Below are 20114 nucleotides of genomic sequence, written 5' to 3'. Positions count from 1 at the left end.
CCGGCGGCTCGACGAGGCGGAAGCTCGCCCGGACCGCCCCACCGGCCGCGTCGCGTTGCCAGGCGTCCAGCTCGCTCCGCAGGGTCTCCAGGGCCGCCGGGTCGGCGGTGAAGTCGCGGCGCGGGCCGCTGAGCGCGGCCAGCCAGTCCGGCACCGCGCCGAGGCGCCGTACGCCCCGGGCCAGCGCGGCGTCGGCGAGGCGGGCCCGTACGGCGGCGTCGGTGAGCGCGTCGAGGACCTCGGCGACGAGCGCGCCGGGTTGGGGCTCGGCGCCGCCGCCGGGTGACCGGGCGGCCCGGGGTGCGACGGTGGGGTCCTGTGGGCGTACCTCGGTGACCGCGCGGGCCGCCGGGGGCAGGGCCAGCGCCAGCGACCGGGCCCAGGCCGCGTCGGTGCCGGTGAGCAGGGGCCGCCACACCGCGCGGGCGGTGACCGTCCCGCCGGCGTCGGTCGCACGGGAGCCGTCGGGCTGTCGTGGCGCCGGCTCCGGGTCGGTCACGCCGGGCAGGACCCGGCCCCGGGCGGCCAGGTCGACGGCGAACGCGGCCACCTCGGCGAGGTGCCGCAGGGTCGCGCCGGGCACGGCGGCCAGCTCGTCGAGGCGTACCAGCAGGCTCAGCGCGGCGTCCGGGGCGTACACCAGGACCGGGACCCGCCACCCGGCCAGGGTGGCCGGCCCGCGGACCGGTTCGGCGACGTCGGTCCGGACCAGTTCGGGCGAGTCGAGCGGCGAGCCGGCCCGGGTGGGCAGGGTGACCAGCGCGGTGCCGGGCCGGGTCGGCTCGGCGGCCCCGGCGGACGCGCCGACCAGGGCGGCGTGGTCGGCGGCGAACGGATGCGGGCGTTCCCGGGGTGCGCGGCCGGGTCGCCGCGGCGCCCGGGGCGGCAGGGCGCTGTCCTCCGCCCACAGGGCCAGCCCGCCGCCGGACCACCACACGCCGTGGATGACCAGCACGCACTCCCCCTCGTCGACACCCGCGCCCAGGATAGGCCCACCCCACCGGCTACCGTCGGCGCCATGTCCGACCTCCTCGTGATCGGCGGCCTGGGCGTGGACATCCGGGTCCGTGTCCCCGCGCTCCCGCTGCCCGCCGCCGACTCCGCCACCGTCGACCCCATCGACCTGCGCATCGGCAACACCGGAGCCGGCGTCGCCCTCGCGGCGCACGCGCTCGGGTTGCGGGTGACGCTGGTGGACGTGCTCGGCGCGGATCCGGCCGGCGACGTGGTACGGGCGGCGCTGGACCGCACGTCGGTCCGTACGGTGCTGGTCGACGCCCCGGCCGGCACCCGCCGCTCGGTGAACCTGGTGGACCCGGCCGGCCGGCGCAGCTCCCTCTACGACCCCCGGCCGTGGCAGGGACCGGCCCCGTTCACGGCCGCCGAGCTGGGCGCCCTGGTCGGCGAGGCGGCGCACGTGCACGTTTCGATCATGGATTGGACGGTGGGTCTGCTGCCGGACGTCCGCGCCGCCCTCCGCGAGGGAGCCACGCTCTCCACCGACCTGCATGACTGGGACGGCGCGAACCCCTACCACCGCCCGTTCGCCGAGGCCGCCGGCCTGGTCTTCGTCAGCGGGGTCCGGCTGGGCGACGGTGCGGGCGCGCTGGCCGCGGCCCTGGCGCCCCGCACGGCGGTGGTGACCCGGGGCGCCGACGGCGCCGACCTGTACCCCGCCGGCGCCGGCCCGGTCCGGGTGCCGGCGGCCGACCCGCCCGCGCCGGTGGTGGACACCAACGGTGCCGGGGACGCCTTCGCGGCCGGAGTGATCGCCGGCCGGCTGGGCGGGGCGTCGCTGCCGGACGCGGCCCGGTACGCGGCCCGGGTGGCGGCCGCGGCCTGCACCCACGACGGCATGGAGTACCCGCCGGGCCTCCTCCCCCGCCCCTGACTCCCCCGCCCCTCCCTCGCGGGCAGTTTCGGGGAAACAGGTGGCTCGCGGGCGCCCGAGGCCACACTTTCCCCGAAACTGCGGGCGACGGGTGGGTCACGCGCCGCCCCGCGCTATCCGCTGCGCGCCCGCGCCGGCCGGTGCAGGATGGGCGCATGGCATCAACGGTAGAGATTCCCCTGGTGGGCGGCACGGCCGACGGGCAGAGCGTCACGGTCGAGCTGGACCCGAACGGCCGACCGCCGTTGACCCACCACCACATCGGTGCCGAGGGTCTGGCGGGAGCGGAGATCTACGAGCTGGAGTCGACCGACGCGGGCAGCGGCCAGTGGCGCTACTGCTGGCGGGGCCCGGCGGTCTGACCCGGGCGGGGCCGCCGTCCGACTCAGGCGGCGCTCGAGCGGGTCAGGGCCCGACTGCGGATGCTGTCCAGGACGGCCCGGGTGACTTGGGAGGTGCCGCGGGCGTCCTCGCAGACCTCGGCCACCCGCCGCGCGGTGGCCTCGGCGCGCTGCTCCCGCTCGTCCCAGAGCCGGTCGACCTCGGCCAGCAGCGGGCCCTCGACCTCGCGTTCCACGCCCCGCAGGGCCGGCACGCCGAGGCGCTGGGCTAGGTCGAAGACCTTGCCGGCGTACGGCAGCGGCAGGAACGGCGTGCCTACCATCGCGGCGAAGATCAGGAAGTGCAGCCGCATGCCGACGGCCAGGTCGAAGTGGCGCATGAGACCGAGCACCTGTTGCGGCGAGTAGGTGCCGTGCAGGATCCGGCCGTGGTCGGCGGAGGTCATGTGCGACAGCACCCCGTGTGAGTGGCGGATGTCGTCGCGTTCCATCGGGACGAACAGCACGTACGCGTCGATCCGGTGCACCAGGAAGTCGCCGATCTGGGCGAGCAGGCGGTGGTAGCCGTCCACGTCCAGGCGTTCGGCGGCCCGCCCGGGCTCCCGTACGCTCATCCCGACCAGCCGCTTGCCGGCCGGCACCCCCTCCTCGCGGAGCAGGTGCGCCGGGAAGTCCTCGGCTTCGAGCAGGAACGCCGGGTCGGCGGTGACGGTGATCGGGTTGAGCAGGCCCGCCTCCTCCAGCGCCATCCGCGACTCCTGGTCCCGGACGGTGACCTGGGTGGCGCTGGCCAGGGTCTCGCGCACCATGCCGGTGTCGATGCCCTCGCTGAGCGGCCCCACCCCGACCGCGTACGTGAGCAGGGGCAGGCCCCGCTCCTGGGCCACCCGGACGACCCGCAGGTAACGGCGGGCCTCACGGTCGTAGAGGATGCCGCCGCCGCCGAGGATCAGCAGGTCGAGCTGGGCCAGCACGAGCGCGGAGTCGGTGCGGCTCACGCCCTCCCAGGGCACCGCCTCCACGTGGGGGTGGACGACACGGGTGTGGGCGGGGTTCCGGGAGAAGACGATGATCCTCGCGTTGGGCTCCTGCTCCCGGAGGTCGGCCAGGAGGCCGGTGAGGATCGCCTCGTCGCCGAGGTTGCGACCGCCGTACGAGCCGAGAATCCCGATGGTCAGACCGGCGCCATGCGTCATCCGTCGCCCCTCCCCGGAGTACGTCGCGGGCCGTTTTCCCGGTGCGCCGGGGAACAGTCCTCCGCCGGGGCGTCACCGCGCGTCGGCCGCCCCCACCAGGCGCGACACGAGGGCCGCCACCACGTCGTCGGGTTCGAACCCGGCCCCGATCGACGTGGTGAGCAGGTCGAGGAGGAGCCCGTCGACCGCGTAGTGCAGCAGCGCCACCTCGAACGCCCCGCCGGGCAGCCCGGCGGCGACGTGGAAGGCGACGTCGTCGCGGTAGCCCCGGCGCAGCGTGTCGCCGAGGATCGCGGCCAGGTCGGGACGGCGGGCGGCCTCCAGCCGGAGCTCGATCAGCGCCCGGGTGAGGTCCGGCTGCCGGGTGGTGCGCTCGACGATGTAGCGGACGTAGTCGGTCAGCAGCTCCGGTGAGGGCTCCCGGGTGGCCAGACCGGCCAGCACGGCCTCGTCCGGGGCGAACCGCTGCATGATCCGCTCCCCGAGCGCACCGAGCAGCGCGTCGCGGGACCGGAAGTAGTTGGAGGCGGTACCGATCGGCACGCCGGCCTCGGCGTCGACCGCGCGGTGGGTGAGACCGCGCGCGCCGGTCGCGGCGAGGACCCGCAACCCGGCGTCCGCCAGGGCCGCCCGCCGCTCCACGTTCCGTGCCACGAAAAGACCCTAGCAACAACCACGACAGTTGTCGTACGCTCTCAACCACAACATCCGTAGTGAATCAGGAGTCCGCTTGCGCAAGCTCGTGTACTACGTCGCCAGCACCCTCGACGGCTTCATCGCCGCCCCGGACGGGTCGCCCGACTTCTTCGGCCTCGAACCCGACCTGGCCGCGCACATCGCGACCCACTGGCCGCAGACCCTCCCCACGTTCACCCACCCCCAGTTCGGCGTCGAGAACCCGCAGGGCCGCTTCGACGCGCTGGTGATGGGCCGCGCCACGTACGACCCGGCCCTGAAGATCGGGATCACCAGCCCGTACGCGCACCTGCGGCAGTACGTCTTCTCTCGCTCGCTGCCCCCGTCCACCGAGCCGGAGGTGGAGATCGTGGCCGGCGACCCGGCCGAGTTCGTGCGGGCGCTCAAGCGGGAGCCGGGCGGGGACATCTGGCTCTGCGGCGGCGGGCAGCTGGCCGGTCAGCTGCTGCCGGAGGTGGACGAGTTGGTGCTCAAGCTCAACCCGGTCCTGGTCGGCAGCGGCGTACCGCTGGCCTCGCGCGGCTTCGAACCGCACCGGTTCAGGCTGGTCGAGAGCCTGCCCCTCGCCAGCGGGACCGTCGTCCTGCTTTACACGCGCCCCGAGCCGGCGTAATCCGCTTGCCCGGCGTCCGCCGGTCCGGCCACGGTGGAGCCATGGGGACCCGGATCGGCTGGACGAACCTGCCCGGCGACGTGCGCGCCGCCGTCGAGGACGTGCTCGGCGACCGCGTGGTCGAGGCGGTCTCGCAGCCCGGCGGCTTCTCCCCGGGGACCGCCGACCGGGTCCGTACGGCCGGCGGGCAGCGGGCGTTCGTCAAGGCGGTCAGCCCGGCACAGAACGCCGACAGCGTCCGCCTGCACCGCGCGGAGGCGCGCAACACCGCCGCCCTTCCCGCGTACGCACCGGCCGCCCGCCTGCTCGGCGTCCACGACGACGGCGAGTGGGTGGCGCTGGTCCTGAGCGACGTGGACGGACGACACCCGGTCCTCCCGTGGCGCCCGGACGAGCTGGCCGCCGTGCTCACGGCGCTGGAGGCCCTGGCGGTGGCCGTCACCCCGAACCCGGTCCCGCACGCGCCGACCGTGGCGGCGCAGCTCACCGACGACTTCGCCGGCTGGCACCGGATCGCCGCCGACCCTCCGCCGGACCTGGACCCCTGGGCCCGGGCCCACCTGACCGAGCTGCGCGAGGCCGCGGGCCACGGTCTCGCCGCGCTCGACGGTGACACGCTCTGCCACCTCGACCTGCGGGCCGACAACCTCCTGGTCGACGACGCCGGCCGGGTCACCGTGGTGGACTGGCCGCACGCCGGGTGCGGTCCGGCCTGGCTGGACACGGCGATCCTGCTGGTGAACGTCGCCCTGCACGGCGGACACGACCCCGAGGCGGTGCTACGCCGCTCCCCGCTCACCGCCGACGTCGACCCGGCCGCGCTCACCGGCGTGTACGCCGGGATGGCCGGCTTCTTCACCGACGGTGCCCGGCGACCGCCGCCGCCCGGCATCCCGACCGTCCGCGCGTTCCAACGCGCCCAGGCCGAGGCGCTGCTCCCCTGGGTCGCCCGGCGGCTCGCCTGACGGCGGGCGGCGGCGCCCGCCTGACCCGTCAGGCCAGCACGACGGGGTTGGTGAGCGCCGCCGGGTGTCCCGCGGCGTCGCGCACCTCGACCCGGACGAAGGCCGACTCCTCGGCGCTGGTGAGCCACTCCACCGAGCCCGTGCCGCCGCCGGGCAGGGACTCGCGGTGCGCCGTGCCCCGCTCGGTGTGCATGCTCACCGTGCCGGACGGCACACCGTCGACGTGTACCCGCACCTCCACCGGCCGGCCGCCGGTCTCCAGTCGCTCACCGAGCCCGGCGTGACGTCCGCCGGCGACGACCGTGAGCGCCAGCTCGACGTCGGCGGCCCCGGCGATCCAGCTCCGGCCGGCCCGGATGCCGGCGAGGATCGCGGCCGTGCTCAGCTCGTCGGCCAGCACAACCGTGTGCGGTACCCCGATCTGTCCCTCCAGATGGGTATCGCTGTTGCCCATCGCCGGCCGGAGCCGCCCCCGGTGCAGATCGACGGCCAGGTTGCGACCCCACTCGGCCAGGGCCGCCTCGTTGTCGGCGTTCCAGGGCAGATCCGAGGTCCACAGCCCGTTCCAGACCTCCACCACGTCGAAACCGTCCCACGGATACATGAAGACTCCGGAGGGGTAGGGCGCGTGCGGATGAGCCGCCACGCAGAGGCCACCGACGCGACGGACCTCATCGAGATGGCGACCGACCACATCGTCCCGGACGCCGTACCGCCAGTCGACGAGTTGCCCCGGCTCGATGCCGAGCGCCAGCCAGTGCCCTGTCCGCGTGGTGACCTCCTGGCCGAGGATCACCAGCAGGTCGTCACCGGCGAGTGGGCCCCACGCTCCGTGGGTGTCGGACGTGTTGTGTTCGGTGACGGCGATGAAGTCCAGCCCGGCCGTACGGGCGGCGGCGGCGAGGTGCGCCGGCGTCAGGTCCGCGCCGTTCGACCGCGCCGAGTGCACGTGACAGTCTCCCCGGTACCAGCCCCTCCCCCGCCCCGCCGCCCGTACCGGCGGGAACCGAGGTGGCGGGATCCACTCCGTCACCCCGGCAGCGTACCCATCGCCGGGTCCGGCCGGCGGTCCCGCGACCCCGTCGCCGGCGGCTCAGCCCGGCGCGGTCGCGGGATGGGTGAGGAACGGCAGGACCGCGGCGGGCAGCGCCGGTGAGCCGACGATGTCGTAGTGGGTCAGCCCCGGCAGCACCGCCAGCCGGGCGGCCGGCCGGTCCGTACCGTCCCACCCGGCGTCCCGGTGACCGCCCCCGAGCAGGCCGAAGAACTCCACCATGTGCGCCGTGGTGACCGAGTCCGCGTCGGCGAAGACCAGCAGTGTCGGCAGGGTCAGCGCGGCCACCTCGGCGCACCAGTCGTAGTCGCGGCGCAGCAGGTCGCCGGTCTTCGCCCAGAGCCGCGGCCAGTCCTCCGGCCGGGGCGCCACCCGGGCGTAGAGCTGGTGCGGCGGCGTGCCGCGCATCCGCTCGCCGAACGCCTCGTCCTGGTGCGCCATCGCGGCGAGCACCTCCGGGTACCAGCCGCTCCGCCGGCAGGGCGCCGACACGACCACCAGCCGGCGGACCAGCGCCCGGTGCTGGACGGCGGTCCGCAGGGCCACCCCGCCGCCGAGCGAGTAGCCCATGACGTCCGCCCCGGTGAGGCCGAGACGGGTGATCAGCGCGGCGACGTCGTCGGCCAGCGACTCGTACCGCAGCGGTCGGTCGACGTCGGCGGTGCGCCCGTGCCCCTGCAGGTCCACCGCGACCACCCGGCGGCGCTCGGCCAGGGCGGGCAGGATCGGCGCGAACATCTCCACCGCGCCGTACCCGCCGTGCAGCAGCACCAACGGGCGACCGGTGCCGTGCTCCTCGTACCACAGGCGCAGCCCGTCGATCTCCGCGTAGCTCATGCCTCCCATCCAAGCCGAGCGGTGCGGCCGGGGCTCAGCCGCCCACCGAGCCGAACGTCGGTGCGCCGGCCGCGTCGTAGGTCAGCATCAGCACGCCGCTGCCGGACGTCCGGCTGTCGGTGAGCCGCAGGCCCGCCGGGGGCACGCCGTCGGCGAAGAGTCGCCGTCCGCGGCCCAGGACGACCGGAAAGACCAGCAGCCGGTACGTGTCGACCAGCCCCTCCCGCATCAGCGACTGGACGAGCGCGGCGCTGCCGTGCACCTGGAGTTCGCGGCCGGGCTGGTTCTTCAGCTCGGTGACCGCCTTGCCGAGGTCGCCGTCCAGGGCCCGGGCGCCGTTCCAGGGCGCCAGGTCGTCCGGATGGCTGGTGGCGACGTGCTTGGGCAGCCGGTTGAGGGCGAGCCCGACCGGGTCGCCCGCTTCCTCCGCGTTCGGCCAGTAGCCCGCGAAGATGTCGTACGTCCGTCGGCCGAGCAGGAACGCGTCGGCCTCCTCGAAGATCCCACTCATGTACGCGCCGACCGCGTCGTCGAAGTGCGGCGGCAGCCAGCCACCGAGGTCGAACCCGCCGCTGCGGTCCTCGTCGGGTCCTCCCGGCGCCTGGTGGACGCCGTCCAGGGTCAGGAAGCTGGTGACCGTGAGTCGCATGATTCTCCTCCTGGTGTCGCCGGTACCGTTTCCGGCTCTCACCCTGTCGACGGTCGGGCCCCCGCCGATCCGACACTCCGCCCACATCTGCCCTGTGATCTGGGTCACGGCCTCACCGCCGTCGGTGACCTGGCCATGCCGCCGACAGGGTGAGCGCCCAACACCCATGATTTCGAAGACCGCGCGGAGGCCGGACGGCTCGGCCAGCGGGCCAACGCCCACGACCCCGGGCGGCAGGCTGCCCCAGGGAAACAGCCAGTAGCCGCTGTTGACCCGCGCATGGTCACTACGACTAACCGTCCCGCTTCCTGAGCAACACCGCGGCAACCGTCAACGCGACACCGATATACAGCGCGAAGACGGCGAAACCTTGCCACGGGGCGAGTGCCTGCGGCACTCCAGCAACGCTGTCGGTGGCCTCCGGCGCGGCGATCCGCTCCCCAGCGACCGACGGCAGATAGGCGTAACTCCTGGTGAACCAGTCGGAGGTCATCATCAGCAGCTGCCACAGTGTCGAGAGCAACAGGAGCACACCGAGCACGAGGGTGATCGCGCCCGCGCTGTGCCTGATGATCGCCCCGATTGCCAGACTGAGCAGACCGACACCCGCAAGGTAGAGGCCGCTACCCCAGAAGATCCGTCGCACTTCCGCATCGGCAAGGCTCGCCACGTTGTCCGGTCCCAGCAGGGGATAGCTGGCCAGATAGGAGACCGCCACCCCCACCACACCCAGTGCGAACCCGACCGTCGCGACCAGGACCGCCTTGGCCGCCAGGACGGGCAGCCGGGTGGGTACCGCGGCGAGGGTGGACCGGATCATGCCGGTGGAGTACTCGCCGGTGATGGTGAGTACTCCGAGCACGGCGACGACGACCTGGGCGAAGCTGTAGCCCAGCCCGATCGCCATCCGACCATCGGGACCTGCTGCACCTCCATCCGTCAGCGATGCGACGCCGAGCATGACGCCGATGAGCACCATCGCGGCGAGAGTGGCGAGGATCGTCCAGTAGGTCGAGCGCAGACTCCAGAGCTTGATCCATTCAGCATGAAGTACGCGTCCGAAGGACACCGGTCGGACAGTAGGCCCGGGAGCGCCGTATCGCTGGATGGTGGCGTGGGTGGTCATCGGCTGGCTTCCTTCATCGTCGTCTCGGATCGGTACTCGACCTCGTCCCGGGTCAGCGAGAGATAGGCGTCCTCGAGAGAGGCGTTGATCGGCGTGAGTTCGTGCAGCGCCATGCCACGGTCGGCGGCGAGTTCGCCGACCTCGATGCTGGTCAGGCCTGCGACCTCCAGCTTTCCCGGGGCCACGGTGGTGACGGTGGCGCCTCGGGCGGTAAGGAGCTCGGTGAGCTTCACATGATCAGGTGCCACGACCCGCACGGTTGGCTGTGTGCTGCTCTCGATGACGTCCTTCAGGGGCCCATCGGCAACGATCTGCCCTCGACCGATGACGAGCAGGTGGTCGGCGGTCTGCGCCATCTCGCTCATCAGGTGCGAGGAGACGAAGACGGTGCGTCCTTCGCTCGCCAGGTGACGGAGCATGGTGCGGACCCATCTCACGCCCTCGGGGTCGAGGCCATTGACCGGCTCGTCGAGGATCAGCGTCTGTGGGTCACCCAGTAGCGCGGCGGCGAGGCCGAGCCGCTGACCCATACCGAGGGAGAAACCCCCGACCCGTTTGCCGGCCACCGCATCCAGTCCGGTCATCTCGATAACCTCCCGCACCCGGCGGTTCGAGATGCCATGCGTAGCGGCCATGGCGCGCAGATGGTGGTAGGCGCTGCGACCGGTGTGAACGGCCTTCGCATCCAGTAGTACGCCGACCTCCTTCAACGGTGCGGCGTGAGCGACGTACGGCCTTCCGTTGACAGTCACGCCGCCTGCTGTCGGCCGGTCCAGCCCGACAATCATGCGCATGGTCGTCGATTTCCCCGCCCCGTTGGGGCCCAGGAAACCCGTCACGGTTCCCGCCCTCACCGTGAATGAGACGCCGTCGACGGCGGTCTTGTCGCCGTAGCGCTTGGTAAGGTCACGCGCCTCGATCATGCCCTCTCCTCGAACACGTTGCGTAGTCGTATTCGATGGTATGGAGCTGGCCGACGGCGACGGACAGACCGCAGGATGAATCGGACTGGGAGGGTCTCCTTCCTAAGGAGGAGCGGCTCCGCCGTTGGTAGCAGTGCACAGGGCGCCGCCGCAGCGTCCGGCAGGCGGGGGCCGGGGGCCAAAGACCTCATACCGCTCGTCAACGTGGCGCGGCGACCGGCTACGTCGCGGAGGCCCGGCAGCGTGAGCATCGGCAGGTCCCGCCATCAGAACGACGCGGACATCAGCACGGAGGGTAACGGGTATACCGACGGTCGAGGGCAGCAGCCGGCGTGGTAGTCGTTGGCGTCAATCGGAATCTCTGGAGAAGCGCATGGCCACGATCCACACGACGGTGGTGGCGCCGGCGAAACTGGCGTACGGGCTGCGGGAGTGGTTCACCGCCGATCGCCGGCGCGGCGACTGGGCGGCTGCCATCTGCCTGTTGGCCGTGGCCGCGCTGACCATGACGGGGCCGGGGACGGATCTGACGGCCACCGATCAGGTGGTGGCGGGCACTGGTTCGCTGGTTCAGGCGGCGGTGCTGCTGGTGCGACGGCGGTTGCCACTCTTCACCTTGGCGGCTTCCACAGCGGTGCTCGTGGCTACGGTGGCCATCATCGGGGACCCCATCGCCACTGAAGTAGGTGTCGCCTTCGCGGTGTACGCCGTGGCCGTCGACCGAGCACCGAGCGTGACCTGGGTGGCGTGGGTGACGGTCCTGGTGGTCTCGTGGCTCACCTACCTGGCCGCGCTGCGGATTCCTGCCGTCGCGCCGGCCACCACACGTGGGCAGGCGCTACTGACCGCCGTGCTCGGGGTGCTGTTGGCCACTCTTGTCGCTCTCGCCCTGGGGCTGACGGTCCGGGGCCGGCGGGTCCAGGTGACGGCGCTGGAAGAACGCGCACAGCGGCTGGCGTTGGAGCGTGACCAGCGTGAGCAGTTGGCGGCGGCCACCGAGCGGACCCGGATGGCCCGCGAGATGCACGACGTGGTGGCCCACTCTGTCGCGGTGATGGTGACGCTCGCGCATGGTGCAGCCGCCGCCTTCGACAAGCGGCCGGAACGGTCCCGAGAGGCGTTGGCCGAGATCAGCAGTACCGGCCGAACCGCTCTGCGCGACATGCGCCGCATCGTGGGGGTGCTGCGCGAGGACTCCGGCCAGGCGAGGGAGACAGCCGGAGGCCCGGCTGCTGTTTCGGCGCCTGACGACGTCGCGACCCTGGTGAAGACCTTTCAGGAGGTAGGGCTGCCCGCCCGCCTGGTGGAACGTGGTCCGGCACTGCCACGAGATTTCCGCTTGCGGCACACGCTGTACCGCGTCGTGCAGGAGTGTCTGACCAACGTCCTGCGGCACGCTCCCTACACGAGCTGTGTGGAGGTGACCCTCGACCGGTCAGATCAGTCGGTAACGGCAACGGTGTCGAATACTGGTGGAACTGCCGGCCCGGTGGCTTCCGGTTCCGGATACGGGCTGGCCGGCATGCGGGAACGTGTGGCGGTGCACAGAGGCACGGTGGAGGCCGGTCCCACTCCTGACGGCTGGCGGGTACGGGTAACGCTGCAGTACGACCAGGAGGTGCCGTCATGACGAACACCGGCCACGACGGGGTCCACTGCCCCATCCGCGTCCTGCTGGTCGACGACCAGAGCCTGGTTCGGATGGGGTTCCGGCTCGTGCTGGAAAACGAACCGGACATCGAGGTCGTGGGTGAAGCTGGCGACGGAAACGCTGCGGTGACCATGACCCGTGCCCTGCAACCGAACGTCGTCCTCCTCGACGTGCAGATGCCCGGCGGGTCCGGGCTGGAGGCGACCGCCCGCATCACCGGCGAGCTACCGGACTCGAAGGTCTTGATCCTGACCACGTTCGACCTCGACGAGTACGTATACGCGGGCCTGCGGGCAGGCGCGAGCGGCTTCCTGCTCAAGGACGCGGAGCCCGCCGACCTGGCCGGTGCCGTGCGCGCTGTTGCTGCCGGCGATGCCGTCATCGCTCCTCGGGTCACCCGCAGGCTGGTGGAGAGGTTCGCCCAGCGGCTTCCCGCCACCACAGATGATCATGACTTGAGGGCTCGTACGCATCCCCGCCTCAGTCTTCTGACAGAACGGGAACTCGACGTGTTGACGCTCGTCGCCCGCGGTCTGTCAAATGCGGAAATCGCCGCCGATCTGTACGTGTCGGAGACGACGGTGAAGAGTCACGTCGGCAGGATCCTGGCCAAGCTCGGGCTACGGGACCGGGTGCAAGCGGTGATCGTCGCATACCAGACCGGGTTAGCGACGGTCTGAGGGCCTGCCTGCCCGAAACAGGTGCCCGCCTGGGTGCTCCTGCGCTGCTGGGAAGAGCCGGCTGGCCGGAGGTCCGACTGCACGATCTCCGGACTGGTCTTGGTGCTGGTGGCACATGGTGGGCGCGGCAGGTTTCGAACCTGCGACCCCTCGCTTGTAAGGCGAGTGCTCTCCCACTGAGCTACGCGCCCGGAACGCCCGTACGGCGGGCCGGAGGCTGGCAAGCTTACCCTGCCCTCCGCCGGCCCGTTCGTACGGTCGTGCGCCCGGATGGGACGGATCAGCCGGCGACGGCGTCGGCCAGCGCCTTGCGCCAGCTCTGCTGGTCGCGCGCCTCGCCCGGCATGTTCATCTCGGCAAAGCGGACCACGCCGTCCCGGTCGATGACGAAGGTGCCGCGGTTGGCGATGCCGGCGACCTCGTTGAACACCCCGTACGCCTGGGCGACCCCGCCGTGCGGCCAGAAGTCGGCCAGCAGCGGGAACTGGTAGCCCTCCCGGTCGGCCCAGATCTTGTGGGCGTAGACCGAGTCGACGCTGACCGTGAGCACCTGGACGTCGTCGTTGACGTAGTCGTTCAGGTTGTCCCGCACCTCGCACAGCTCGCCCTGGCAGATGCCGGTGAAGGCGAGCGGGTAGAAGACCAGCAGCACGGTGCGCCTGCCACGGAAGTCCGAGAGCCGGACCTCCTGGTTGTTCTGGTCCTTGAGCACGAAGTCGGGCGCCTCGGCGCCAACCTCGATGGGCATGCGAGCTCCTCGGGTCGGGTCTGGGTGGCACCAGCCTGTCACACCGGCGGGACCGGGCCGCCGGGTGCGGGGGATGTCCGGCTACTTCTTGGCCTTGGCCCCCCGGCGCAGCACGAGACGGGCGCCGCTCCAGTCGCGCCCGGCGTTGATGGTCGAGGTCTGCTGGAGGCCGGCGGTGGGCGCGGACTCGGCGACCTCGCTCGGCTCGACGTGCCCCTCGCGCCCGGCCTTGGGCGTGAGCAGCCACACGACACCGTTGTCGGCCAGCGGGCCGAGGGCGTCCACGAGGAGCTCGAAAAGATCACCGTCGCCGTCGCGGTACCACACCAGCACGGCGTCGACCACCTCGTCGGTGTCCTCGTCGACCAGCTCTCCACAGCGGTCCGTCAGGGCGTCCCGGAGATCCTGGTCGACGTCGTCGTCGTACCCCATCTCCATGACGACCATCCCCGGTTCGATCCCGAACCGGTCCGCCAGGCTGCGTACCCCGTCGGCGGCCTGACCAGCGGTCGCGCTCACTGTCGCGTGCCTCCTCATCTCATCCCTGCTCGCGGCGTCGTGCGACGCCATCAGGCAAAGTCCACACAGTTGTGGCTCCCCGCGCAAGTGGCGCACCGGGTGGAACGGAATTTACCGTGCCAGCAGTGTGCGGGCACCCTGGGTGATGGCTTCCTCGGAGACCAGTACCTGATGCGCGGCCGGGCCTAATGGTACAAACGAGTCGACTCCGGCAACCCGCCGCGCCGCTCCGACGTATCCCGCGTCCACCAGGGCGGCGATCACTCCCTCCCCGACCCCTCCGGACCGGCGTGTCTCGTCGACCACCAGCACCCGGCCGGTCGCGGCGGCCTCCCGGATGAGGTCGCCGACCGGCAGCGGGGCGAGCCACCGCAGGTCCACGACCCGGGTGCCGACTCCCTCCTCGGCCAGGGCGGCCGCCGCCCGCAGCGACATCCGGACGCCGTTGCCGAACGTCACGATGGTCAGGTCCTCGGCGGAGCCGACGCCGTAGACCCGGGCCCGGCCGACCGGCACGTGCCCGCTGCTCCAGGCTCCCGGCTCCGGATACTCGGCCAGCCACTGGTTGTCACCGTCCGCGTACAGGTCGCGGGTGTGGTAGAGCGCGATCGGCTCCAGGAAGACGCAGACGCTGCCGTCGACCGCGGCGCTGGCCAGGCAGGTCCGCAGCATGGCCGCCGCGTCGTCCGGCCGCGCCGGCACCGCGATGAGCAGGCCGGGCACATCCCGGAGTACGGCCACCGAGTTGTCGTTGTGGAAGTGCCCGCCGAAGCCCTCCTGGTACGCGAGCCCGGCCACCCGCACCACCATCGGGTTACGGAACGCGCCGGAGGAGAAGAACTGCATGGTGGCCGCCTCGCCGCGCAGTTGGTCCTCGGCGTTGTGCAGGTACGCGAGGTACTGGATCTCCGGCACCGGCAGCATCCCGGCCAGCCCGGCACCGAGGCCCAGCCCGAGGATGGAGGTCTCGTCGAGGAGGGTGTCGAAGACGCGGGCCGGGCCGAAGCGGTCACGTAGGCCCTTGGTGACCCCGTACACCCCGCCCTTGACGGCGACGTCCTCGCCGAAGACGGCCATCTGCGGGTGGTCGAGCATCCCGTCTGCGAGCGCCGCGTTGATGCTCTGCGCGAGCGTCAGCGGGCCGGACAGCTCGGGTGGCTTTCCGCCGAACGCCTCGGCCCGCGCGGCGGCGCCGGGGCCGCTGGCCCGCGCCGCCGCGTCGGCCACCGCCCGGCCGACCCGCACCGGCCGGCGGGGCGCCAGCGGGGTGACCACCTCGGCCGGGCTGGCGAGCTTCGGCTCGTCGAGCACCTCCTCGGCGATGCGGCGCACCTCCCAGCCGATCTCGTCGTAGCGGGCCAGCAGCTCCGCACCGGTGGCGACACCGGCCCGCGCCAGCAGGGCCGCGGCGGCGACGACCGGGTCCCGGTCGAGGTCGGCGTCGATCTCGGCGGTGGTGCGGTAGGCGGTCTCGGCGTCCGCGCCGGCGTGGCCCATCAGCCGTACGGTCGACAGGTGCAGGACCGCCGGGCGCCGGTGCCGGCGCACCCAGGCCGCCGCCTCGGTCGCCACCGCGTACGCCTCGACGAGGTCGCCGCCGTCGGCGGCGAAGTAGCGGATCCCCGGCCGGGACCGCAGCGCGGTCTCCACCCAGCCCTTCGGCGAGCGGACGCTGATGCCGAGCCCGTTGTCCTCGCAGACGAAGAGCACCGGGATGCGCAGGCCGGCGTGGTCGGACCAGCCGGCGGTGTTGAACGCGGCGGTCGCGCTGGCGTGGTTGACGGAGGCGTCGCCGAACGAGCAGACCACGATCGCGTCGGGCGGCCAGGGTGCGTGCTCCGCTCCCCCGCCGCCGCCGATGCGGACCCCGTTGCCGGTACGCCGGCCGGCCGGGTCCAGCCGACGCAGCCGCTCCACGGCGAGACCCAGGCCGACCGCGCGGGGCAGGTGCGAGGCGATGGTGGAGGTGGTGGGGACGATGGCCAGGTCGGCTCGACCGAAGACCTTGTGCCGGCCGCCCGCGATCGGTTCCCGGCTGGAGGCGACCATGCCGCGCAGCACGTCGCGGGCCGCCTCGGCGTACGCGGGGGTGAAGGGCCCGTCCCCGACGAGTCCGGCGGCGTCGATGGGCGCGTCGCCGCCTTCCCCGGCGTCCTCCTCGGACACCGGTGGCGTGGCCTGGGCGGCGCGGACGCAGTAGAAGGCCCCCGAGCGGTAGTGCAGCAGGGCCGGGTCGGTGGGCCGCAGCGCCGCCGCCACCGCGGCGTTGCCCTCGTGGCCGGCGGAGCCGATCGTGTAGAAGCCCTCGGAGAAGCTGCGCAGCCACCGCCCCGCCAGGTCCAGCTGACGGCTGACGACCTGGGCGTCGAAGAGGTCGAGGGCCCGGGCGCCGGTCAGGAGCGCACCGTCGCCGACCGGCTCGGCCCGGTCACGCCGCTCGTCAGCGGCGTCCAGCGCGGTGAGCCTGTCGCGGAACCGGTCGTCGAGATCTTGCGGGGTGGTCACGTCGGACAGCATTACCGACGAGCGCCGTCCCCGCCCACTCGGACACGATCCACCGCCGGCGTGGTGACCTAACTGCCGCAGTCCGTCTCCGGGCAGCCGCCGTCGGATACCTTCCACACCAGCTCACGCAGGGTGGCCAGCTCGTCGGTGGTCAGACCGGCGAGGAGACGGGAGTCCGACATCACCTGGTGGACCCGCGCCCGTGTCCGCCGGCCGGCGTCGGTGACCACCAGCGTCTTCTGCCGCCGGTCGGCCGGGTCGACGCGGCGCTCCACCAGCCCGGCCTGCTCCAGCTTGTCGACCAGGGCGGTCACGTTGGACCGGTCACAGCGCAGCTGCTCGGCCAGGTCACGGGCGGGCAGCGGACGGTCCGGGTCGAGCTGGTGCAGCGCGCGGGCGGCCGCCGGGGTGAGGCCCAGCTCGGCGATCTCCACGTCCTGGTAGTGCCGGATGGCCGAGGCGATGTGCATGATCCGGCGCACGGCGTCGCCGGCGACCACGGTCCGGTCGCCCACGTCGGATCCCGCCGGGACGGTGTTCTGCGCCATGTCTCACATCCTACTTGCCATTCAACAGTTGAGCATCTCTACTATTGACCTGCTCACGCGCTTGGCGATGGGCCACGAACAGAGGAGATTCCCATGTCCGACTTCTCGATCCTCGCCATCTCGGGGAGCCTGCGGGACGCGTCGTTCAACACCGCGCTCATCCGCGCCGCCCAGCGGGTCGCCCCCGAGAGCCTGGCCATCGAGCAGTACGACAACCTGGGCGCCATCCCCGCCTTCAACCAGGACATCGAGGCGGAGCCGCCGGCACCCGTGGTCGACCTGCGGGAGAAGATCGCCGCCGCCGACGCGCTGCTGATCGCCACCCCGGAGTACAACTACGGCGTGCCCGGCGTGCTGAAGAACGCGCTGGACTGGGCCTCCCGGCCGACCTTCCCGGTCACCTCGTGGGTGTCGCCGCTGGCCCACAAGCCGGTCGCCATCATGGGCGCCGCCCCTACCGGCATGGGCACCGTCCGCGCCCAGCTCCAGCTCCGGCAGCTCTTCCTGTGGACCGACTCCGCCGTGCTCAGCAAGCCGGAGGTCATCGTCACCAACGCCCACGAGAAGCTGACCGTCGACGGTGAGATCAAGGACGAGACCACCGAGGCCCTGCTGCGCGGCCTGCTCGACGCCCTGGCCAACCGCATCCGCATCGCCCAACTAGCCGCCGCCGCCTGAGGTGCAAGGAAGGGCCCTCGCTTAACGCCTGCGGTAGAGGAAGGGCCCCCGCTTAACACCCGCCATGAGCAGAACGGACGTGGTGGTCCCCACCGGACCACCACGTCCGTTCTGTTCATGGGCCGGGGGCGTTCGGCTCTGGGCAAACGGGCGACGGCGGTGTACCGTATGTTCAGAACCTATTGAACGTTCGAAACGAGGAACGATGTCGGAACTCTCCGACCAGCGCCGGTACGCCGAGGACGCGGCCGTGGTGCTGGGCGGGCTGGGCCTGCCGCCCGCGTACGGCAAGCTGCTCGGCTGGCTGCTGATCTGCGATCCGCCGTGGCAGACCAGCACGCAGCTGGCCGCCGCGCTCGGGCTCTCCAAGGGCTCGGTCAGCACCGGCATGCGGCTGCTGGAGACCAGCGGGCTCGCCCGCCGGGTGCCGGTGCCCGGCCACCGGGGCCACGCGTACGAGGTCCGGCCGGACGCGATCATCCGCATCGCCGCCGACGCCACCAAGTTCCGCGTGTTCCGCGAGCTGATGGAGCGCGGCCTGGACGTCGTCGGCGGCGAGGACGCCCCGGGGACCGAGCGGCTGCGGATGATGCGGGACTTCTACGCCTTCATCGAGCGCGAGATGCCGCAGCTCGTCGAACGTTTCGAAGCCGAGTACGGGGCGAAGGGAGACCGCGATGGCTGAGCCCGCCATCCACACCGAGGGCCTGGTCAAGACGTACGGCCGCAACCGCGGCCTGACCGGCCTGGACCTGCGGGTCGAACCCGGGGAGGTGTACGGGTTCCTCGGCCCGAACGGGGCCGGCAAGTCCACCACGATCCGGCTGCTGCTCGACCTGATCCGGCCCACCGCCGGCCGGGTACGCGTGCTCGGCAGCGACCCGTACCGCGACGGCGTCGCCCTGCGACGGAGGATCGGCTACCTCGCCGGTGACTTCGTCGTCGACGGCCGGCAGACCGCCCGGGAGCTGTTGACCTACCTCGGCAACCTGCGCGGCGGGGTGCCCCGCGCCCGGATCGACGACCTGGCCGCCCGGCTGGACCTCGACCTGGGTCGGCCGATCCGGGGGCTGAGCAAGGGCAACCGGCAGAAGGTCGGCGTGGTGCAGGCGTTCATGCACTCCCCCGAGCTGCTGATCCTCGACGAGCCGACCAGCGGGCTCGACCCGTTCCTCCAGCACGAGTTCCTCGCCATGGTCCGCGAGGCGCGGGCCGACGGCCGTACGGTCTTCATGTCCTCCCACGTCATGAGCGAGGTCCAGCAGACCGCCGACCGGGTCGGTATCGTCCGCGAGGGTCGGATGGTCACCGTGGCCCGGGTCGAGGAGCTACGCGAACGGGCCGTCCGGAAGGTGGAGGTCACCTTCGCCGGCCCCGTCGACGCGGCCGAGTTCGCGGCCCTGCCCGGCGTGAGCGAGGTCCACGTCAGCGGCGCCGTCCTGCGGTGCCGCCTCGACGGTCGCGCCGACGCGCTGGTCAAGGCCGCCGCCGGGCACACCGTCGTCGGGCTGCTCAGCGAGGAGCCCGACCTGGAGGAACTCTTCTTCGGCTACTACTCCCGCGAGGAGGCCACCCGTGCTGCTGCGTGACCCCTTCACCAAGGCGCTGCACGACGCGCGGCGGTCGCTGGTCGGCTGGGCCGTCGCGATCGCCGCCGTGGGCACCATGTACGCCGCCTTCTGGCCGACCATGCAGACCCCGGAGATGACGAAGGCGCTGGAGGCGTACCCGGAGGGGCTGCTGGAGGCGCTCAACTACAGCGACCTGACCAGCGCGGCCGGGTACCTCGGCAGCGCGGTCTACGGCCTGCTGGTCCCGCTGCTCGTCGCGGTCTTCGCGATCGCCGCCGGCGCCCGGGCGGTGGCCGGCGACGAGGAGGCCGGCACCCTCGACCTGGTGCTCGCGCACCCGGTGGGCCGGGTCCGGCTGGCCCTGCTCCGCTTCGCCGCCGTCGCGGCCGGAGTGGTGCTGGTGACCGTGCTGCTCGGGCTCGCCCTGGTCGCCCTGCGCGGGCCGGCACAGTTGGACAGCATCACCCTCGGTGGCTTCGCCGCGATGACCCTGCACCTGGCGCTGTTCGGGCTCGCCTTCGCCGCGCTGGCCTTCGCCGCCGGGGCCGCGACCGGCCGCCGGGCCATGGCCCTGGGCGCCGGCGCCGGCGTCGCCGTCCTCGGCTACCTGGCGAACTCGGTGTTCCCCCAGGTGGAGGGGCTCAGGTGGGCGCAGGAGCTGTCGCCGTTCCACTGGTACCTGGGCGGGTCCCCGCTGGTCGACGGTGTGCAGCCGGCCGGCGCCCTGCTGCTGCTCGGCAGTGCCGCCCTGCTCGTCGCCGCCGGTACCGCCGCCTTCGCCCGCCGCGACATCGCCGTATGACGGTGTAAGGAGGGGCGCCCGCGTAACACCCCCCCGGGGGGGGGGGGGGCGCCGGACCCCCCCGGGGGGGGGGGGCCGCGCGGGGGCGCGCCGGGGGGGGGGGGGGGCGGGCGGGGGGCCG

21 protein-coding genes, 1 tRNA gene and 1 pseudogene are annotated in these 20114 nt (G+C 72.7%); 10 read left to right on the top strand and 13 right to left on the bottom strand.

What is annotated here, in order from left to right; genetic code table 11:
* A pseudogene (locus ACIBR0_RS04255) lies at window positions 1–955 on the bottom strand (ATP-dependent helicase); the annotation flags it as partial.
* Window positions 956–1018: 63 nt separating this feature from the next.
* Between ACIBR0_RS04255 and ACIBR0_RS04250 the strand changes: the two are divergent.
* Together ACIBR0_RS04250 and ACIBR0_RS04245 are read left to right on the top strand one after the other, a co-directional pair.
* Complete coding sequence (locus ACIBR0_RS04250; RefSeq protein ID WP_396712627.1) at window positions 1019–1891, top strand: carbohydrate kinase family protein; 873 nt, start codon at window positions 1019–1021, stop codon at window positions 1889–1891.
* Window positions 1892–2046: 155 nt separating this feature from the next.
* On the top strand, window positions 2047–2253 hold the full coding sequence (locus ACIBR0_RS04245; protein WP_357034396.1) for a hypothetical protein: 207 nt from the start codon (window positions 2047–2049) through the stop codon (window positions 2251–2253).
* A gap of 23 nt (window positions 2254–2276) precedes the next feature.
* On the opposite strand, the gene ACIBR0_RS04240 is transcribed toward ACIBR0_RS04245, so the two are convergent.
* Both ACIBR0_RS04240 and ACIBR0_RS04235 read right to left on the bottom strand, forming a co-directional pair.
* Complete coding sequence (locus tag ACIBR0_RS04240; RefSeq protein WP_357034398.1) at window positions 2277–3428, bottom strand: polysaccharide pyruvyl transferase family protein; 1152 nt, start codon at window positions 3426–3428, stop codon at window positions 2277–2279.
* Window positions 3429–3500: 72 nt separating this feature from the next.
* Window positions 3501–4082: a TetR/AcrR family transcriptional regulator gene (locus tag ACIBR0_RS04235; protein WP_396712626.1), complete on the bottom strand. Its 582-nt coding sequence runs from the start codon at window positions 4080–4082 to the stop codon at window positions 3501–3503.
* Window positions 4083–4158: 76 nt separating this feature from the next.
* Between ACIBR0_RS04235 and ACIBR0_RS04230 the strand changes: the two genes are divergently transcribed.
* Together ACIBR0_RS04230 and ACIBR0_RS04225 are read left to right on the top strand one after the other, a co-directional pair.
* On the top strand, window positions 4159–4737 hold the full coding sequence (locus ACIBR0_RS04230) for a dihydrofolate reductase family protein (RefSeq protein WP_396712625.1): 579 nt from the start codon (window positions 4159–4161) through the stop codon (window positions 4735–4737).
* A gap of 41 nt (window positions 4738–4778) precedes the next feature.
* Window positions 4779–5702, top strand: coding sequence for a phosphotransferase family protein (locus tag ACIBR0_RS04225; RefSeq protein WP_396712624.1), 924 nt, complete (start codon window positions 4779–4781; stop codon window positions 5700–5702).
* A gap of 28 nt (window positions 5703–5730) precedes the next feature.
* Here ACIBR0_RS04225 and ACIBR0_RS04220 read toward each other — a convergent pair whose 3' ends face one another.
* From ACIBR0_RS04220 to ACIBR0_RS04200, 5 genes are all read right to left on the bottom strand, one after another.
* Complete coding sequence (locus tag ACIBR0_RS04220) at window positions 5731–6735, bottom strand: CehA/McbA family metallohydrolase (protein ID WP_396712623.1); 1005 nt, start codon at window positions 6733–6735, stop codon at window positions 5731–5733.
* A 60-nt stretch (window positions 6736–6795) separates the two neighbouring features.
* Window positions 6796–7593 (bottom strand): alpha/beta fold hydrolase, encoded by a 798-nt coding sequence (locus ACIBR0_RS04215; protein ID WP_396712622.1) that lies wholly within the window; start codon window positions 7591–7593, stop codon window positions 6796–6798.
* A gap of 34 nt (window positions 7594–7627) precedes the next feature.
* On the bottom strand, window positions 7628–8242 hold the full coding sequence (locus tag ACIBR0_RS04210) for a dihydrofolate reductase family protein (protein ID WP_396712621.1): 615 nt from the start codon (window positions 8240–8242) through the stop codon (window positions 7628–7630).
* Between the two features lie 292 nt (window positions 8243–8534).
* Window positions 8535–9311: an ABC transporter permease gene (locus ACIBR0_RS04205; RefSeq protein ID WP_396712620.1), complete on the bottom strand. Its 777-nt coding sequence runs from the start codon at window positions 9309–9311 to the stop codon at window positions 8535–8537.
* Window positions 9312–9364: 53 nt separating this feature from the next.
* Window positions 9365–10291, bottom strand: a complete 927-nt coding sequence (locus ACIBR0_RS04200) for an ABC transporter ATP-binding protein (RefSeq protein ID WP_396712619.1) — start codon at window positions 10289–10291, stop codon at window positions 9365–9367.
* A gap of 373 nt (window positions 10292–10664) precedes the next feature.
* Between ACIBR0_RS04200 and ACIBR0_RS04195 the strand changes: the two genes are divergently transcribed.
* Window positions 10665–11921 (top strand): sensor histidine kinase, encoded by a 1257-nt coding sequence (locus tag ACIBR0_RS04195; RefSeq protein WP_396712618.1) that lies wholly within the window; start codon window positions 10665–10667, stop codon window positions 11919–11921.
* Window positions 11918–12622 (top strand): response regulator, encoded by a 705-nt coding sequence (locus ACIBR0_RS04190; RefSeq protein ID WP_396712617.1) that lies wholly within the window; start codon window positions 11918–11920, stop codon window positions 12620–12622. Before ACIBR0_RS04195 ends, ACIBR0_RS04190 begins: the two co-directional genes overlap by 4 nt.
* A gap of 116 nt (window positions 12623–12738) precedes the next feature.
* On the opposite strand, the gene ACIBR0_RS04185 is transcribed toward ACIBR0_RS04190, so the two are convergent.
* From ACIBR0_RS04185 to ACIBR0_RS04165, 5 genes are all read right to left on the bottom strand, one after another.
* A tRNA-Val gene (locus ACIBR0_RS04185) sits at window positions 12739–12813 on the bottom strand.
* Between the two features lie 89 nt (window positions 12814–12902).
* Complete coding sequence (locus ACIBR0_RS04180; RefSeq protein WP_357034415.1) at window positions 12903–13370, bottom strand: peroxiredoxin; 468 nt, start codon at window positions 13368–13370, stop codon at window positions 12903–12905.
* An 81-nt stretch (window positions 13371–13451) separates the two neighbouring features.
* On the bottom strand, window positions 13452–13889 hold the full coding sequence (locus ACIBR0_RS04175; protein ID WP_357034416.1) for a DUF3052 domain-containing protein: 438 nt from the start codon (window positions 13887–13889) through the stop codon (window positions 13452–13454).
* 111 nt (window positions 13890–14000) lie between these two features.
* The gene (locus ACIBR0_RS04170; RefSeq protein WP_396712616.1) at window positions 14001–16406 is read right to left on the bottom strand and encodes a thiamine pyrophosphate-dependent enzyme; all 2406 of its coding nucleotides are present in this window, start codon (window positions 16404–16406) and stop codon (window positions 14001–14003) included.
* Window positions 16407–16462: 56 nt separating this feature from the next.
* Window positions 16463–16942, bottom strand: a complete 480-nt coding sequence (locus ACIBR0_RS04165; protein WP_396712615.1) for a MarR family winged helix-turn-helix transcriptional regulator — start codon at window positions 16940–16942, stop codon at window positions 16463–16465.
* A gap of 93 nt (window positions 16943–17035) precedes the next feature.
* Here ACIBR0_RS04165 and ACIBR0_RS04160 point away from each other — a divergent pair, with 93 nt between their 5' ends.
* The 4 genes from ACIBR0_RS04160 (at window position 17036) to ACIBR0_RS04145 (ending at window position 19993) form a co-directional block, all read left to right on the top strand.
* Window positions 17036–17620, top strand: a complete 585-nt coding sequence (locus ACIBR0_RS04160) for an NADPH-dependent FMN reductase (RefSeq protein ID WP_396712614.1) — start codon at window positions 17036–17038, stop codon at window positions 17618–17620.
* A gap of 205 nt (window positions 17621–17825) precedes the next feature.
* Window positions 17826–18305: a GbsR/MarR family transcriptional regulator gene (locus ACIBR0_RS04155; protein WP_396712613.1), complete on the top strand. Its 480-nt coding sequence runs from the start codon at window positions 17826–17828 to the stop codon at window positions 18303–18305.
* Window positions 18298–19209: an ABC transporter ATP-binding protein gene (locus ACIBR0_RS04150; protein WP_357034428.1), complete on the top strand. Its 912-nt coding sequence runs from the start codon at window positions 18298–18300 to the stop codon at window positions 19207–19209. Before ACIBR0_RS04155 ends, ACIBR0_RS04150 begins: the two co-directional genes overlap by 8 nt.
* A complete protein-coding gene (locus ACIBR0_RS04145; protein WP_396712612.1) occupies window positions 19196–19993 on the top strand; it encodes an ABC transporter permease subunit in 798 nt (265 codons plus the stop codon). The genes ACIBR0_RS04150 and ACIBR0_RS04145 overlap by 14 nt, the downstream gene beginning before the upstream one ends.
* The last annotated feature ends 121 nt before the right edge of the window (window positions 19994–20114 follow it).

Origin of the sequence: Micromonospora sp. NPDC049497 (assembly GCF_044465805.1) — a bacterium.
Lineage (GTDB): Bacteria > Actinomycetota > Actinomycetes > Mycobacteriales > Micromonosporaceae > Micromonospora.
Note: the sequence above shows the minus strand (reverse complement) of the source record. Positions and strands in the feature narration are given on the sequence as shown.